This is a genomic window from Methylococcales bacterium, assembly GCA_030949405.1.
GTDB lineage: Bacteria > Pseudomonadota > Gammaproteobacteria > Methylococcales > Methylomonadaceae > WTBX01.
In genome coordinates, this window is the sequence record JAUZSN010000002.1 from 715,870 (window position 1) to 731,917 (window position 16,048).

At 38.9% G+C, this 16,048-nt stretch carries 17 protein-coding genes and 1 CRISPR repeat array; of the genes, 9 read left to right on the forward strand and 8 right to left on the reverse strand.

The window, feature by feature from the left end; all coding sequences use genetic code 11:
* Positions 1–41: 41 nt before the first annotated feature.
* The 5 genes from Q9M50_03760 to Q9M50_03780 form a co-directional block, all read right to left on the reverse strand.
* The gene (locus tag Q9M50_03760; GenBank protein MDQ7089745.1) at positions 42–449 is read right to left on the reverse strand and encodes a hypothetical protein; all 408 of its coding nucleotides are present in this window, start codon (positions 447–449) and stop codon (positions 42–44) included.
* Between the two features lie 54 nt (positions 450–503).
* A complete protein-coding gene (locus tag Q9M50_03765) occupies positions 504–962 on the reverse strand; it encodes a DUF302 domain-containing protein (protein ID MDQ7089746.1) in 459 nt (152 codons plus the stop codon).
* A 69-nt stretch (positions 963–1,031) separates the two neighbouring features.
* Entirely contained in the window at positions 1,032–2,369 is a 1,338-nt protein-coding gene (gene rlmD / locus Q9M50_03770; protein MDQ7089747.1) for a 23S rRNA (uracil(1939)-C(5))-methyltransferase RlmD, read from the reverse strand.
* Positions 2,370–2,957, reverse strand: coding sequence for a YdbL family protein (locus Q9M50_03775; GenBank protein MDQ7089748.1), 588 nt, complete (start codon positions 2,955–2,957; stop codon positions 2,370–2,372).
* Positions 2,958–3,014: 57 nt separating this feature from the next.
* Entirely contained in the window at positions 3,015–4,595 is a 1,581-nt protein-coding gene (locus Q9M50_03780) for a peptide chain release factor 3 (protein ID MDQ7089749.1), read from the reverse strand.
* Between the two features lie 152 nt (positions 4,596–4,747).
* On the opposite strand from Q9M50_03780, the gene Q9M50_03785 reads away from it, so the two are divergent.
* Complete coding sequence (locus Q9M50_03785) at positions 4,748–5,479, forward strand: DUF3298 and DUF4163 domain-containing protein (protein ID MDQ7089750.1); 732 nt, start codon at positions 4,748–4,750, stop codon at positions 5,477–5,479.
* Between the two features lie 53 nt (positions 5,480–5,532).
* On the opposite strand, the gene Q9M50_03790 is transcribed toward Q9M50_03785, so the two are convergent.
* Both Q9M50_03790 and Q9M50_03795 read right to left on the reverse strand, forming a co-directional pair.
* Positions 5,533–6,024: a DUF1456 family protein gene (locus Q9M50_03790; protein MDQ7089751.1), complete on the reverse strand. Its 492-nt coding sequence runs from the start codon at positions 6,022–6,024 to the stop codon at positions 5,533–5,535.
* An 83-nt stretch (positions 6,025–6,107) separates the two neighbouring features.
* Positions 6,108–8,117 (reverse strand): NAD(+) synthase, encoded by a 2,010-nt coding sequence (locus Q9M50_03795; protein MDQ7089752.1) that lies wholly within the window; start codon positions 8,115–8,117, stop codon positions 6,108–6,110.
* Positions 8,118–8,184: 67 nt separating this feature from the next.
* On the opposite strand from Q9M50_03795, the gene guaB reads away from it, so the two are divergent.
* The 3 genes from guaB (at position 8,185) to Q9M50_03810 (ending at position 10,927) form a co-directional block, all read left to right on the forward strand.
* Positions 8,185–9,651 carry an IMP dehydrogenase gene (guaB, locus tag Q9M50_03800; protein MDQ7089753.1) on the forward strand — a complete coding sequence of 489 codons (1,467 nt, stop codon included), beginning with the start codon at positions 8,185–8,187 and terminating at the stop codon, positions 9,649–9,651.
* 2 nt (positions 9,652–9,653) lie between these two features.
* A complete protein-coding gene (locus Q9M50_03805) occupies positions 9,654–10,409 on the forward strand; it encodes an HAD family hydrolase (GenBank protein MDQ7089754.1) in 756 nt (251 codons plus the stop codon).
* Between the two features lie 158 nt (positions 10,410–10,567).
* On the forward strand, positions 10,568–10,927 hold the full coding sequence (locus Q9M50_03810; GenBank protein MDQ7089755.1) for a hypothetical protein: 360 nt from the start codon (positions 10,568–10,570) through the stop codon (positions 10,925–10,927).
* Between the two features lie 28 nt (positions 10,928–10,955).
* Here Q9M50_03810 and Q9M50_03815 read toward each other — a convergent pair whose 3' ends face one another.
* Positions 10,956–11,183, reverse strand: coding sequence for a hypothetical protein (locus Q9M50_03815; protein MDQ7089756.1), 228 nt, complete (start codon positions 11,181–11,183; stop codon positions 10,956–10,958).
* A 448-nt stretch (positions 11,184–11,631) separates the two neighbouring features.
* Positions 11,632–11,840: direct repeats of the CRISPR family, unit length 29 nt; unit sequence GTTCACTGCCGCATAGGCAGCTTAGAAGA.
* Between the two features lie 982 nt (positions 11,841–12,822).
* Here Q9M50_03815 and Q9M50_03820 point away from each other — a divergent pair.
* The 5 genes from Q9M50_03820 to queC all read left to right on the forward strand — a co-directional run bounded on the left by Q9M50_03820 (position 12,823) and on the right by queC (position 16,046).
* Positions 12,823–13,263, forward strand: coding sequence for a 6-carboxytetrahydropterin synthase (locus Q9M50_03820; GenBank protein ID MDQ7089757.1), 441 nt, complete (start codon positions 12,823–12,825; stop codon positions 13,261–13,263).
* Positions 13,253–13,933, forward strand: a complete 681-nt coding sequence (locus tag Q9M50_03825; GenBank protein ID MDQ7089758.1) for a 7-carboxy-7-deazaguanine synthase QueE — start codon at positions 13,253–13,255, stop codon at positions 13,931–13,933. Before Q9M50_03820 ends, Q9M50_03825 begins: the two co-directional genes overlap by 11 nt.
* A gap of 12 nt (positions 13,934–13,945) precedes the next feature.
* A complete protein-coding gene (locus Q9M50_03830; GenBank protein MDQ7089759.1) occupies positions 13,946–14,554 on the forward strand; it encodes a Maf family nucleotide pyrophosphatase in 609 nt (202 codons plus the stop codon).
* A 53-nt stretch (positions 14,555–14,607) separates the two neighbouring features.
* Positions 14,608–15,300: an HAD hydrolase-like protein gene (locus Q9M50_03835; protein MDQ7089760.1), complete on the forward strand. Its 693-nt coding sequence runs from the start codon at positions 14,608–14,610 to the stop codon at positions 15,298–15,300.
* Positions 15,301–15,371: 71 nt separating this feature from the next.
* Positions 15,372–16,046 carry a 7-cyano-7-deazaguanine synthase QueC gene (gene queC, locus Q9M50_03840; GenBank protein MDQ7089761.1) on the forward strand — a complete coding sequence of 225 codons (675 nt, stop codon included), beginning with the start codon at positions 15,372–15,374 and terminating at the stop codon, positions 16,044–16,046.
* Positions 16,047–16,048 lie beyond the last annotated feature (2 nt).

Sequence of the window (16,048 nt, forward strand, 5' to 3'; positions counted from 1 at the left end):
TAGTCACGCTCCCCAATATTGGCTATCGCCTCTTACACCTTTTATTTTACAAAACACATTTTTTCAGCATAGGTTTCGACTTCTCGTAACTGTTTTTTAAGATTTTTTGACTGATTAGGATCCCGAAAAGCCGCGCCTTTTTCCCCTGGTGTTTTGCGTAAATAACCAAAGGTTAACGCCGCTTCAAAGGCTTTAAACGTTAGTTTTTCAGCAATTTTATCCAACTTACAGCCACAGGCATATTGAGAAATATAGGTAAGCCCGCCATGTCGTGCCACACATTTTAAAACGTAGTCAACACGATCACGGGTGGGGTATTGATTAATGAAACTTTGCGGTTCAACAGGCTGAACGCTTGATTTTTTAACGGTTTTTGCATCCATAGCCGCACAGCTTGTAAGTAAACTGATCGCGACAAGGGTCATAAGAGCGGTCGATATTTTTTTCATAAAACGTAAGCTAAAAAGTGTAAAAATATTAAAAGAGACACATGATACCGCTTATTATTCTTCAACTGCAAAATCAACAATGGCTTTCAGTCTCGTATTCATTTTTTCTGAAAAATGATTAAGGGCTTGATTATCGGTATCAACAGGTAATAAATCGGTATTTACAATGGTTTTCCCCTGATAGTCATAAGTGACAATATTACAAGGCATGTGACGAATGGAATGAGGTGACATTTCAAGTAAGGTCTTCGCATGGGTTAAATTACAAAATTGAAGGGTGTCATAATTTGGGAAATTTTTTGTCCCCCGATCACGAATGACTTTACCAACACGACTATGCCCTGTTATTCTAAAATTATGCTCACTAATTGCAATTTCTAATTCCGCTAAAACATCAGCATAAGGCTTGGTGGTACTGGCTTGGTAATATGTGATTGATTCCGATTGAGACGGGGAATGAACACAGCCTATCATCAGGATCAAACTGGCAAGTAGCCCTAATTTTTTTAACATAATTGATTCAAGGCGATCCCGATAAAATTTAAGAGATCGCGGTGATAAATAGTCATCGCGACCGCCTTTTTATTTTCGTTTAAATAAGGCGATTGACTCCACATGCCCTGTTTGTGGAAACATATCCATAACCCCAGCTTTAACCAATTGATAGCCTAAGTCATTAACTAAAATGCCTGCATCACGCGCTAAGGTTGACGGATTACACGAGACATAAACAATTAATTCGGGCTGCCATTTTTTTAAATGGGGTAATACATCACTTGCGCCTGCGCGTGAGGGGTCTAATAAGACTTTGGTGAATTTTTGTTTAGCCCACGGAAATTGATTAATTTCTTTCGTTAAATCCGCCACATGAAATTCAACATTCTCAATATTATTAAGTTGAGCATTTTCTTGTGCATGGTTCACTAAAGGTAAATCACCTTCAATACCAACCACATGCTTAGCTTTGGTCGCTAAAGGTAAAGTGAAATTACCTAAACCACAAAATAAATCCAAGACAATATCGTCTTTTGTCAGCTCTAAAGCATCTAATGCCCGTGTGACCATTTTACGATTAATTTCATAATTCACTTGAGTAAACATGGCGGGTTTAAACTTAAAGGTTAAATCCTGTTCAGGTAAGCGATATTCAGGGAAAATCTCAGGCTCGCCTTCTAGCGGTTTAATCGTATCTGGGCCTTTAGATTGTAGACACATACTGAACTGATGCAGATGGCCAAATTCACGCATAATCGCCTTATCTTCATCAGTAGCAGGCTCTAAAACTCGAAACGCAAGCACACAGTCTTCATCGCCTATCGCGACTTCAATTTGCGGAATTTTATCTTTAATCGACAATTTCTCAATCATTTCAGATAAAGCGACCAGCTTTGTTCCCACTTTAGGGTGCATGACTTTGCAGTTTTCCATGTCGGCTAAAAATGGATTACGGCGTTCTCGAAATCCGACTAAAACCCGTCCTTTTTTAGCCACATATTTGACCCCCACACGCGCTTTACGCCGATACCCCCAATGTTCACCTGTTAAAGGTTCCCAAATGTGTTCGATTTCAACCTTACCCAGTCTTGAAAATTGTTCTTTTAATAACGCTTGTTTAAGAAGAATTTGTTCTTCTGCGGCCACATGTTGAAAACTACATCCGCCACAAACCCCAAAATGAGGGCATTCAGGTTCAACCCGAATAGCGGAACGAGTGATTAAATTAACCACTTTCCCTTCGGCATAATCACGACGACTATCGGTGTAGATGAATTCTAATTCTTCATCGGGTAAGGCTTCATCAATAAAAACAACTTTACCATCGACATGAGCCACGCCGCGCCCATCATGGGCTAAGGACTCAATAACAACCTTAACGGGGGTTTCAGATAATTTTTTCTTGCGTATACGTCTGCGTGCCATTTATTTTTTCGTCCACTTTTCATTAGCATTTTGATACCACCATCCTGCTTGAGCATTACTGACCCAACGTTTGGCGAAGGTTGTTTTAATTTGTTGATACCAATCAGGATGTCCATTTTCATCGGCAATCGCATGATATAACGTGTCACGGTCTGTATTTTCGGCCTCGACTAATTTACTGACTTTATTTCGTGATTTTAAAGGAATGGATGAGGCTTCTTTGACCGCAATTAAGCCCTCTTTTGTAATTCCAACATAGCCTTGTTCATAAAAGTCTTTCAAGGTATCAAAACGGGCTTTCATTGAAGCTTGAACCCGTCTAATTTCTGTACTATCAATGGACAAATCGGCTTCGTCTGCCTGAACGGGACTAATAATAATATTAAGTCCTTCATCAACCCACTGATAAACCGTTAATTTCCAGTGAGGCAAACTCGCTTGCGGTTTTTCGGAAGCAGACGGGGTAACTTTTTGAATGTCTTTAATTAATTTATCCGCCGCTTCATCAGCGGCAGCGGCTGGAAAATAGATATTAATCGTAACGCAAGCGGTTAAAAAAAAGATCAATAATAAAGGTAGTTTTTTCATGACAGACTCCGTGAAAGGGGCAAATGTTAAAAAAGCAGTGACGCTTTTTCGATCTATTTAGAGTTCGCGTGTTGCACTAAAGGTAATGTCAGGCCAACGTTCTTCGGTTAATTGTAAGTTGACTCGCGTACCTGCAAGATAAACTAAATAACCGCCGCCATCTTCGGCTAAATTGGCAAACGCTTTCCGTTTAAACTCCTCTAACATAACCGAATCAGACGCACTAACCCAGCGAACCGTCGCAACCGATACCGTATCATAAATACATTCAACATTATATTCACTTTTAAGCCGTGACGCGGTGACATCAAACTGTAAAATCCCTACCGCGCCTAAAATGAGTTCATTATTTTTTAAGGGCCTGAAAAGCTGGGTTGCGCCTTCTTCCGTTAATTGAACCAAGCCTTTTTGAAGGGCTTTTGAACGTAACGGATCTTTTAAAATAACACGGCGGAATAATTCAGGGGCAAAATAAGGGATGCCGCCAAACTTAAGGGTTTCGCCTTGGGTAAAGGTATCGCCCACTTGAATGGTGCCGTGATTATGTAATCCAATAATATCCCCCGAAAAGGCTTCTTCTACATTTTTACGGCTATCGGCTTGAAAGGTGATCGCATTACCGACTTGAATATTTTTTCCTAAGCGAACATGATTTATTTTCATGCCTTTATCAAATTTTCCTGAACAAACTCTCAAAAATGCGATGCGATCGCGATGAGCGGGGTTCATATTGGCCTGTATTTTAAAGACAAATCCTGAGAAATCCGCTTCTGTGGCTAAAACTTCACGTTGATCAGCCGCTCTTTTTAAAGGGGCGGGAGCATAATCGGCAATGGCATCTAATAATTCAGAAATACCAAAATTATTAATCGCCGAACCAAAAAAGACGGGGGTTAATTCACCTGTTAAATAAGCCTCTAAATCAAATTCATGACTCGCGCCTTGGACTAATTCAATATCATCGCGTAATTCATCGGCTTGCAACCCCAGTAATGAATCTAATTGCGGATTATGCAATCCTTTAATTATTTGAGCTTCCGCAATTTTTCCCCCATGTTGCGCACTAAAGAGCTGAACTTCATCTTTATAGAGATGATAAACTCCTTTAAAACGCTTCCCCATTCCAATCGGCCACGTCATCGGAGCGCATTTAATGTTTAAAACACTTTCGACTTCATCCAGTAATTCAATCGGTTCACGCCCTTCGCGATCCATTTTATTAATAAAGGTAAGAATCGGCGTGGTTCTTAAGCGACACACTTCCATTAAACTAATGGTTCGTTGTTCCACTCCTTTCGCAACATCAATCACCATCAATGCGGAATCCACGGCGGTTAACGTACGGTAGGTATCTTCTGAAAAGTCCGCATGACCTGGAGTATCTAATAAATTTAAAATGCACGATTTGTGTTCAAATTGCATCACCGAGGTGGTGACTGAAATTCCCCGTTCTTTTTCCATCGCCATCCAATCCGAGGTGGCATGACGGGCGGCCTTTCGTCCCTTAACTGAGCCTGCTAATTGAATAGCCCCCCCAAATAATAATAATTTTTCGGTGATGGTTGTTTTACCTGCATCTGGATGAGAGATAATCGCAAATGTTCTACGCCGCTGCATTTGGCTGAGTTGTTCTGACATGCTGAATGATTGACTGAGAGAGTGAAAGAAATACGTTATTATACCGTGGACAGATTAGGGAATGGGAAAGATAAAAAATATTTATCGCTGCTATTCTTAAAAAACACACCCATTATTATTCGTTTATTTAGCCTCTTATTGGATTAAAAGTTATGTCACTTAAAAAGTTAGCTCTCTTTAGCAGTCTATTTGTTATTTTATTTTTTAGTATTCAAGCGTATACACAAACTAATAATTTAAAGCCCAACGTTATTAATCGCGATTATAAGGAGATGAATAAAAAAGATAAGTGGGAAATTAATGTCGCTTATCCTGAAATTCAGTTCTCAAATAAAAAGGCCGCTCAGTCGTTTAACGCGCGGTCTAAAAAGGAGGTGATGGAATCGGTGGCGGATTTTAAAAAAATGTTTTTAAATGAAATCATCGAAAACTCAGCCCCTTATTATTTGACGATTAGTTATCAGGTTGAATTTATCAATCAGCACTTAATTAGTGTGTTATTTAATTATTCATCGTATACGGGCGGGGCACATGGAATCTATTCAACCTATACGTTAAACTATGATTTGAAAAATAATAAAGTATTGGCGTTACCCGATTTATTCAAGAAGGGCGCGAATTTTTTACCGATTATTTCCAAACAAAGTATTGCTCAAATTTTAGCAAAACAGGGCGGTGCCTCATCAGAATGGGTTGAAGAAGGCGCGAGTGCTCATCTTCAAAACTTTACCCATTGGAATATAACCCCTAAAGGCTTACTGTTTAGCTTTGACCCTTATCAAGTCGCCTCTTATGCAGAGGGAAGTTTTACCACCGTGATTCCTTATAGCGTGTTTCCTGCTAAGATCAAACAACCTATTTTCTTAGCGATTCCAGCGCACTAAAACCAGCCTGATTAATCGTAGGGAGGGAGATGTTAATCGCCCTCCTACAAAGTTTAATTCCAGCTAAAGTCCTCTTTAGCCGCTGATTCAGGGCGATGTTTTAGTTGCACCCCTTTCAGAAAGTTTCGTAAAATTTGGTCTTTACATTCACGATAATGCTTATGTGTTTTCTTCCGAAAAAAAGCACTTAATTCAGGCTTACTGATTTTAAATTCCGCTAATAACAGGGTTGCGACTACATCATCGGCTTGTAAATTAAGCGCAATTTTAAGTTTCATGAAAATAATATTATTGGTTAATTTATCTTCTGCGGGCGCTTGTTTTCCTTCTCGTTTGCCCCGTTTATCATTAATCAACCCATTTAAAAACGTGGCCAATTGAAAATCTTGGCAACTTTTATAATCAGGGTCATCATCCTTTTTCAACCAGTTAATAACTTGGGCGCGTGTCACCGTATAATCGGCTAAGGCAAATAAGGCAATCATTTTGACATCATCAAAATCAAAGGTGTACCGCAGGCGGCGTAAAATATCATTATTGGTCATATAAAAAAGTACTAATTTTTAAAAGGGAATATAAACTTTATTTTATAGGGTTGTTCAACGGCGTGTAAAATAATCGGTGGAATTTAATCAAACTCTAACCATAAATCAACTTCAGCATCACTCGGCATTCGCCAATCCCCTCGCGGCGATAATGAAACTGAACCGACTTTAGGCCCATCAGGAACACACGAACGTTTATATTGTTGGGCGAAGAAGCGTCGATAAAATAACTTTAAGGCCTCTTTAATTTTTTTAGGGCTATGCAGTTCGTTAAACTCGGCTTGTACGGCTAAATATAAAATCTTTTCAGGCGAATGGCCCTTGCGAATCATCTGATATAAAAAGAAATCATGAAGCTCGTAAGCCCCGAGACTGTCTTCGGTAAATTGCGACATTTCACCCTGACTCGTCACGGGTAATAATTCGGGGGAAATCGGCGTGTTGGCAATGGACATTAAGACTTCACGTAAATGCCCCTGATAAACATGCTCTGCTACATGACGAACCAACCAAGACACCAAGGTTTTAGGAATACTGCAATTAACGTTATACATACTCATGTGATCGGCATTATAAGTACACCATCCCAAAGCCATTTCACTTAAATCCCCCGTCCCTAAAACAAATCCATGCGACATTAACAAAAAGGTACGTAGCCGTGCCTGAACATTTTCAAAGACTAAATCGCCTTTCGCCAATTGTTCGGGGGTTAATGTTGTTAACGCCTGTTTAAATTCAGCTAAAGAACAATCGGGATCAATGAGTCCAAATGAACGATGATTTTGAGTTTTAAAGGTATCTAAGGCTAATTGACAAATATCTTCTTCATGAATAGAAAGGTAAGTGAGTCGCATAAACGCATCCGCATTATTTTTAGTTAATGTTGATGTTCCAAAGCCTGGCATGGTTAACCCATGAATATTTGACGGCGGCAAACCCAATGCTTTAAAGGTTTTTAAAGCCACTAAAGCGGCCAGTGTTGAATCCAGTCCCCCTGAAATACCTATCCATATATGAGGGTCATCACCTAATTGTTGTAAGCGTTTTTTAAGTCCTGCGCATTGTATGCCAAAAATTTCAGCACAACGGGCCTCTAATTCGGTTTTATTTTGAGGAACAAAAGGCGTTCCACTAATTTTATGAGCGAGTTTTTGTCCATTATTGTACTCAGATAACGAGAACGTTAAATAACGGCTTTCCTGTTGTGAGTAACGAGACGCGCAATCGGCATAGGTATTCATTCGTTGACGTTCAGTCATTAGACTTTTAACATCAATATCCGCCGTAATTGTATATCCCTTGGTTTCATAGTCTAAACCATCACCGACTCGGCGTGAATTTTCAAGTAAAACCCCATTTTCAGCAATCGCTAATTGTCCCCCAAAAACTAAATCCGTTGTTGATTCACTGGCCCCTGCACTCGCATAAGCACAGGCTGAAATATGCCGTCCAGATTGACCTATAATTAAGGTATTAAGACGATAATGATGTTTACCAATAGTTTCATTGCTCGCCGATAAATTACATTGTATGGTTGCGCCTGCAAGGGCTTGAAATGAGGACGGGGTTACGGGCATCCAATCATCTTCACACAAACAACCACTGACAATAACGGCTGATGAACCTTGATAACTAAACAATAAATCAATTCCAAATGGAATCGTTTGTTCCCCCAGCGTAATGGTTTTCGGCTCATTTCCATTAGCGGCTTTAAACCAACGCGCTTCATAAAATTCACCATAATTGGGTAAAAATTGTTTGGGAAAAATACCGATAACTTTACCCCGATTCAAAACCGCCCCACAATTATAAAGAGCGTTATCGACCCTAAGGGGAAGCCCCACAAAGACCAATTGATCGCCAATATTTTCGGCAAGTTCAAGGAGTGATAATTCCGCCTCATCTAATAAAACATCATGTTTAAATAAATCGGCACAACTGTAACCTGTTAACGATAACTCAGGAAAAAGGAGAATATCGCTATCATAATGCGCGGCCAACGCGTGTTGAATGACTTTTTTATTCGCTTTAGGATTGGCAATATGAACCTGTGGCGAGACGCAGGTTAACTTAATAAATCCGTATTTATTCATCTGATTTTATAGGGAAGAAAACTCGGTTAATGATATACTACTCGGTTATTTTTTATTTACTGGGACAATCATGCAAATTATTCAAGAAGCACTAACATTTGATGATGTTTTATTACTCCCCGCGCATTCTGTGGTGCTACCGCGTGACGTAGAAATAAAAACACAATTAACACGAAATATTACCCTTAATATTCCGTTGGTTTCAGCGGCAATGGATACGGTTACCGATGCTCGATTAGCCATTGCAATGGCGCAAGAAGGCGGTATGGGTATTATCCATAAAAACATGACCGTTGAACAACAAGCGCGTGAGGTAAGTCACGTTAAAAAGTATGAAAGTGGCGTTATTAAAGATCCTATTACGGTCTCTCCTACAGCAACCGTTCGTGAAGTCATTGAGTTAACCCGCGCTGAAAAAATTTCAGGCGTTCCCGTAGTTGAAAATGGCGCATTAATCGGGATTGTGACCAGTCGTGACTTACGCTTTGAAACACGTTTTGATGAATTAATTACCCAAGTGATGACGCCTAAAGAGCATTTGGTCACCCTTCATGAATCCGCAGATTATGCAGATGCCATTACGTTATTACATAAACATCGGATTGAAAAGGTTTTAGTGGTTAATGATGATTTTCATTTACGTGGAATGATTACCGTTAAAGATATTCAAAAAGCTAAAGATTATCCCCAAGCTTGTAAGGATAAGCAAGAAAGATTACGTGTTGGAGCCGCCGTAGGAACGGGTGCTGAAACCGAAAAAAGAGTCGCTGCGTTAGTGGCAGCAGGCGTTGATGTGATTATTGTTGATACCGCACACGGCCACTCACAAGGGGTCATTGATCGCGTTCGCTGGGTTAAACAAACATACCCCCAAATAGATGTTATTGGTGGTAATATTGCAACGGCGGATGCGGCATTGGCTTTGGTTGAAGCCGGTGCTGATGGCGTTAAAGTCGGTATTGGTCCAGGTTCAATTTGTACCACACGGATTGTTGCAGGCGTAGGCGTTCCTCAAATTACTGCCGTAAGTAATGTTGCCGATGCGTTAAAATCGTTAAATATTCCACTGATAGCCGATGGAGGGATTCGTTATTCAGGTGATGTTGCAAAAGCGTTGGCTGCTGGGGCTTCTTCGGTCATGTTGGGCGGCTTATTTGCAGGAACAGAAGAAGCGCCTGGGGAAGTTGAGCTTTATCAAGGCCGCTCTTACAAATCGTATCGAGGAATGGGTTCTTTAGGGGCGATGTCACAACAACAAGGATCAAGTGACCGTTATTTTCAAGATGCAGATACCGTAGAGAAATTAGTCCCCGAAGGAATTGAAGGCCGTGTTCCTTACAAAGGCGGTTTGTATGCGATTATTCATCAATTACTCGGTGGAATTCGTTCGAGTATGGGTTATACAGGAAACCGAACGATTACAGAGTTACATGAAAAAGCTCAATTTGTGCGGGTAACGGGCGCAGGAATGCGTGAAAGTCATATTCACGATGTCACGATTACCAAAGAAGCCCCTAATTATCGAATGGATTAACTATGAAACAGCCCCTATTTTACGCCCTTGATTTTGACGGGGTTATTTGTGACAGTGCGGTCGAAACGGCGATTACAGGCTGGAAAGCGGCGTTAACGCTATGGAATGGCTTTAATACGCCGCTCCCTTCTGAAAATATCATCGAACAATTTCGTTGCATCCGTCCTCTCATGGAAACAGGTTATGAGGCGATATTAATTATTTATTTATTGCATCAAGGCAATGAAGTGGACTCACTGCTGCTGACTTATGATGAAAAAATACAACAGGCTCATCAGGCATCAAATAAAAATATTGCCGCATTAAAACAGCTTTTTGGTGAAATACGGGATCAATGGATTCATCACGATGTTGATGATTGGGTGCAAATGAACCCTCTTTTTTCTAATGTTGCTAAAAAATTACACGCGCTTAATGAACAACAGATTCCGTGGGTTGTAGTGACGACGAAACAAGAACGGTTTGTTGCTCAAATATTAAAAGCTTCGGGTGTTGAGTTAGCGACTGATAAAATTTTTGGGTTAGATCGTAAGATGAGTAAGGAAGCGATTTTAACTGAATTACTGGCGAATTACCCACGGTATGAATTTCATTTTATCGAAGATCGTTTGCCTGCCTTAGTGAATGTTTTGGCGAATCCTCAGCTTAATGCGGTCACGTTATTATTTGCAACATGGGGCTATAACACCGCAGAGGATAAACAACAGGCGAGTCTGCAGTCGCGTATTAGGTTAATTGATCTTCCCGATTTTTTATAAACCATTAATCATGAGGGAAGAATCAAAAAAATAGCCGATAGGTTTGCTTGATTTTGTTATAAATATAGGCATTCATACCTCACTTCCATTAAATAGAGTCGTTACAAATAATATTTATGAATAAAGAAAGATCAGGTATTCGGCTTAATTAATTAACGATTAAAAATTATAAAAAAATTGATTCATTAGCGATTGATTTTCAGCATCCTCTGATGAAAGGTGATACTGATGTTTTAGTTTTTGGCAGTAAAAATGGAGGTGGGAAAACGTCTATTCTTGAGTGTTGTGCCTTATTAATATTAGCAGGTATTTTTGGACAAAAAAAATTTAGATATTTTTATGAATCCAGCGAATTACTTGATATTGCTCATTCATTAGTTAAAGCGGGTAAAAAGCGTTGTTTTGTTTCTTTGGCCATTCCTTTAAATGGCCCTATAGACATCAGTCGTAAAGATGATATTTCGATATTTGAAAATAAAAGTTTCTCTGGTGTGGCATTGGGACTTGGAGCCTGTTAAAAATTAACATTTGACCCCTCGTCATTTGTTATATATTTTTTCGAATTTTAAAAAATTCTAATCCACTTATAATGGCACTAAAAATAAGAGCTAAACCCAAATAAAGAGCATATTGATTAGCGATTCCCTCTTTCCACAACCATAACTTTAGAACCCCCATTACGGCGAAAATTATCACTCGCATCCCTCGCCGCTGATTTTCAGAAGAATCAACCTTATTATCTGTTCCGTAACGAGATGACATATTCTTAAACATTAGATTTTTTTAGCGCGTATAAACGATAGTGTTTTGATGGATGATACTATCGCTTATCCGTGCTTGCTTGATTTTATTAGGTTTGGTTGCAAATAAATCTTGGCGTTCGTAACTCATTCCAATCTACAGTACTAATAGTGGTCAGACGATTTTTTCTTATCGGGAAGAGTGTTTATTCGTTTAATAGCAAGTAGCCCCTATGTAGCTTACGGAATACGGGAAACCTCACGTCAACGATAATATTTATGGGTATGATTGAACATCGTACCGAAACCCTATATTTCGCTTCAATCCATACAGGCTACTTTCTACTTTTGACCTTTATTTTTTGGCCTCCTAAAAACTCGTTAATAATCAAATGGTTAAAATCAGGTAAAAAAACATTGGTAAAAAGGCTAAAATTAGCTTAAACTATTATTCGAGTTACCTTTTTGAAGATAACTCTCTAGTTCACTGCCGCATAGGCAGCTTAGAAGAGTTTATCGGGCGATGGCGCAAGTTTAGTCGTGTTCACTGCCGCATAGGCAGCTTAGAAGAATGAACCCGTCAATGGGACTCCGGGAACTGTGTTCACTGCCGCATAGGCAGCTTAGAAGTGATCTCCTTTTTTACCTTGCCTACCTTCATAGTTCACTGCCGCATAGGCAGCTTAGAAGAAGGGTAGGTAATTTCTACCCTATTTCTTTTTAAATAACGGATGTTACGCAAAAAATTATAAATAGCTAAAGAATAGGCAATAAACATTTTTGTTGTTTAGAGTGAAAAAACAAGTTTTTTCACTGACCTTCAAAATCGAAGTATTGGACTCCGTCGTTATATGTAAACATGAAAAACTTGATTTTCACTCCTCTGCGTAACCTCAGTTAAATAAATTCCTCGTTAACAACTAAGAGCGCGCACAACCGTGCTTTATTAATACCCGCCTAAAAAATCCCCCATAATCTTATAAAATATGTTATGTTAAGGCAAAAAAAAGCCCCGTGTACAAAACGGAGCTTTTCCCATTAACCAATGTTTAGTTAATGTTGTTGATTGTGTGTCGGTAAGATTCTTTCGCAGGAGTTAGACGACAGGCACAATCAACATAAGTAAAGTATAACTCGTTACTGTGGGATTTTGCAAAGCGAGACGCAATGAGTGGTTAATTTTTTAGGATAGCGTAAGTATTTTGGATGAAAAAATCCTAACTTGCAGCATCAAAATTTAGCGGGTATAGAGCGTGCAAAGCGGTGTTAATGATCGTAATCTATACAGTGTAGGGGTATAACCCTGACTACACCCAAGCAATGATGGAACCTATACATAGACCCCTATTGTTTGGCTTACACTAAGTTGGATTTTTAATCCTCTTAGGGTGAGTTATGCCAACCTCTCCCTACCATTCCCCCCAATATAAAACACTCATAACACCCCCTCCTATTAAGCTACGACTCATACGGCAATAACAGCGACTACTTTATAAACTACCTAGTCCCATCAATTCAGCGAGTAGCCCGTATGTATTCTCGTTACGGCTACCAATTTAAAACGGGACACTTCAGAATGAATGAGAATCCATTCTAATTAATAAAGCTTAACAGTTTTGTCAAAATTTATAACTTACTTGCCCCTATAATTTATTAACAGCCTGAAACTTATAATGTATAAACTCCTAGTTAAAATTAAATACGAATATGCGCATCGTTTATTGCACCACACTGGAAAGTGTCAACATGTACATGGGCATAGTGGGGAAGCTATTATTGAGTTAGCATCGAACTCACTTAATAGCAATTGTTTTGTAATGGATTTTGGCGATGTTAAAGCACCGATTAAGCAATGGATAGATGATTATTGGGATCATGCTTATTTAGCCAATGAAAATGATGTTTTATTACCTGCACTTCGAGCAGAAGGCATGAGAGTTTATACTTTTCCACAAGAACCTACCGCCGAAATCATGGCAAAAACACTGTTTGAACAAGCAGGTATTTTAGACCTTCCGCCAGAAGTTGTGTTGACCTGCGTTACGATTCAAGAAACCTGTACTGGGTTTGCCTCTTATCAGCCACAAAAGCTGGAAAAAGTTTATGAAATATAGCGAAATATTTTATACACTGCAAGGGGAAGGTAAGTTAATTGGCGTTCCTTCCGTTTTTTTTCGCACAAGCTCTTGTAATCTAAGATGCTCATGGTGTGATACCCCTTATACCAGTTGGTCTCCCGAAGATAAAGAAATTACCGTCGCCAAAGCATTTGATGAAATAACTCAGTTTGGTGTAGAACATGTTGTTATCACTGGGGGTGAACCGTTTCTTCAAGGAAAAGAACTGGCCAAGTTATGTGAGATGTTATTTGCTAAAGGTCATTATATTACCATTGAAACTAATGCAACTATTTTCGTTCCCGTAAAGGCTCATTTGATTTCAATGAGTCCTAAGTTATCCAACTCAACCCCCCTAAATGATGAGCGTTTGCAAAAACGTCATGAGAGAGATAGACTTAAACAAAAAATAATACATTCCTTCTTAGATAACTATGAATGCCAAACTAAATTTGTAATTCAGGATTCAGAAGATATTCAAGAAGTTCAGTATTTGGTTGAACAGGTTCCTATTCCAAAAGAAACGGTTGTCTTAATGCCACAAGGCATTGAAGAGGCGGAAGTTAATGAACGTCAAAAATGGTTGGCAGAACTTTGTAAAGAAGCGGGTTATCGTTATTCACCTAGATTGCATCTTAATATATGGGGAAGCAAACGTGGAACATAAAAAATTAAAAATATGAAACAAACGTCTTCAGTCCCCGCGTTGACACTCCCTTTAGTATTAGCGTCAACGTCGTCGTATCGAAAAAAAATACTTACGCGTTTAAACATTCCTTTTGAAACCTTTGCACCTAATGTTGATGAAACGGCTAAGGCTAATGAATCACCTGAAGAAATGGTTGTTCGTTTAGCTGAACTTAAAGCACGAACAGCGCACGCGGCTTATCCTCAAGCTTTAATTATTGGCTCGGATCAAGTGGTGGTGGTTAATAACACGGTTTTGGGAAAACCAAATTCCCATGAAGAAGCTATCAAACAGCTTGTCTTTCAAAGTGGACAACAAGCTAATGCTTTAACAGCCCTATGTCTATTGAATACAAAAACAGGGCGGGTTCAAGTCGATGTTGTTAAATTTAGTGTTAACTATCGCGTATTAACGTTATCGCAAATAGAAAACTACTTAGTTAAAGAAAAACCTTATGATTGTGCAAGTAGCCTTAAATCTGAAGGTTTAGGCATTGCATTGCTTGAAAAAATGACAGGCGATGACCCCACTACATTAATAGGGCTGCCTTTAATTCATTTAGTTCAAATGCTTGAAGCAGAAGGACTGTTTGTTATTTAAAAATAATTTATTTGACCGTTACCCTATTTTATCAATCTCAGGTTTTACCTAAAATGAAGCATCAACCGCTAAAAACAAACATCGCTATAAAAGCAATTATTTTTGACAGATATGGTACTTTAGTTGATTTTTCAGATATGTTTTTGTGCTTCATTCATGATATTTACTCGCAACAAAATATTTTACCTGATACAGATGCGGTGATTCTTAGTTATGAATTTTGGCATCAAATTATTTCAGAGGATTTACATATTGGTGAGATTAGAGTTTGTGATCATCTCAATGAGATTCCTCTTAAATACATACCTGAACATGGAAAGTTTTATCAAGGCATTGAACAAACAATTCACAACTTCCATAACAAGGGTTTAAAAATGACGATTGTGAGCGGCCGGGTTGGAACAGAGGCAACTGAGATATTACTTAAACGTTTAGGTGTGTTTGAATGTTTTGAGTGTGTTTTAACTCAAGATGATTTGGAGGAATCTCATTTTGCACACCAAAAACCTGGAAGTGCCACTATTAAAACTCAACTTCAAAAACAAGCAATAAACCATCTTAACCTTCCGTTGGAAAGTATTTTAGTTGTCGGCGATGCACCTGATGACATTGAATCGGGTCAAGCTCTAAAATTAAAAACAATAGCGGTCATGACGGGGAACGGTCAAAAGCTTCACAAAAAAATTCGGGCTTTAAACCCAAATTGGATTGTAGATAGTGTTGCTGAGTTAAAAAATAGACTATAGAATGATGAAATTTGAGTTTTCCAACGCGACTTATCTTTAATTAAAACTAAAAACGACATGAGGTAATTACTATGAATTTAGATGCTGTTGCTATTATTAGTGGGGGGATGGATAGTATTACATTACTCCATAATTTAGTTAAAAATAAAAAACTAACCGTGGCCCCTATTACCTTTATTTACGGTCAAAAACATAATAAAGAAGTTGAATATGCGAAAGAGCAGGCATTATTATTAGGATGTACACAACACTTAGTCTTGGATTTATTACTGTTACAACCGTTGTTTGCAAAATCAGCCTTGATTGCAGAAGAGATTGATATTCCTGATGCTATTGAGGTTATGGGGGATCCGCAGCCGCCCACTTATGTGCCTAATCGCAATATGATTTTTTTAGCGTTAGCCGCCGCTTATGCTGAAACATGTGACGTTTCGGATGTCTATTATGGTGCTCAACGACATGATATTTATGGTTATTGGGATACAACCCCTCAGTTTCTGGAGCGTTTAAATCAAGTTTATGCTTTAAACCGCAAAACACCCATCCAAATTAAAGCCCCTTATATTGATTATTCTAAAACAGATATTTTAAAACAAGGATTAGAATTAGAGGTCGATTATAGTAAAACGTGGTCTTGTTATAAAGGCGGTGAACTGTCTTGTGGCCGTTGTCCTACCTGCGCAGAACGTTTAAAAGCTTTTGCCGATTTAAACATCAGTGACCCCTTAGTATATACTCCAAAGTGAGC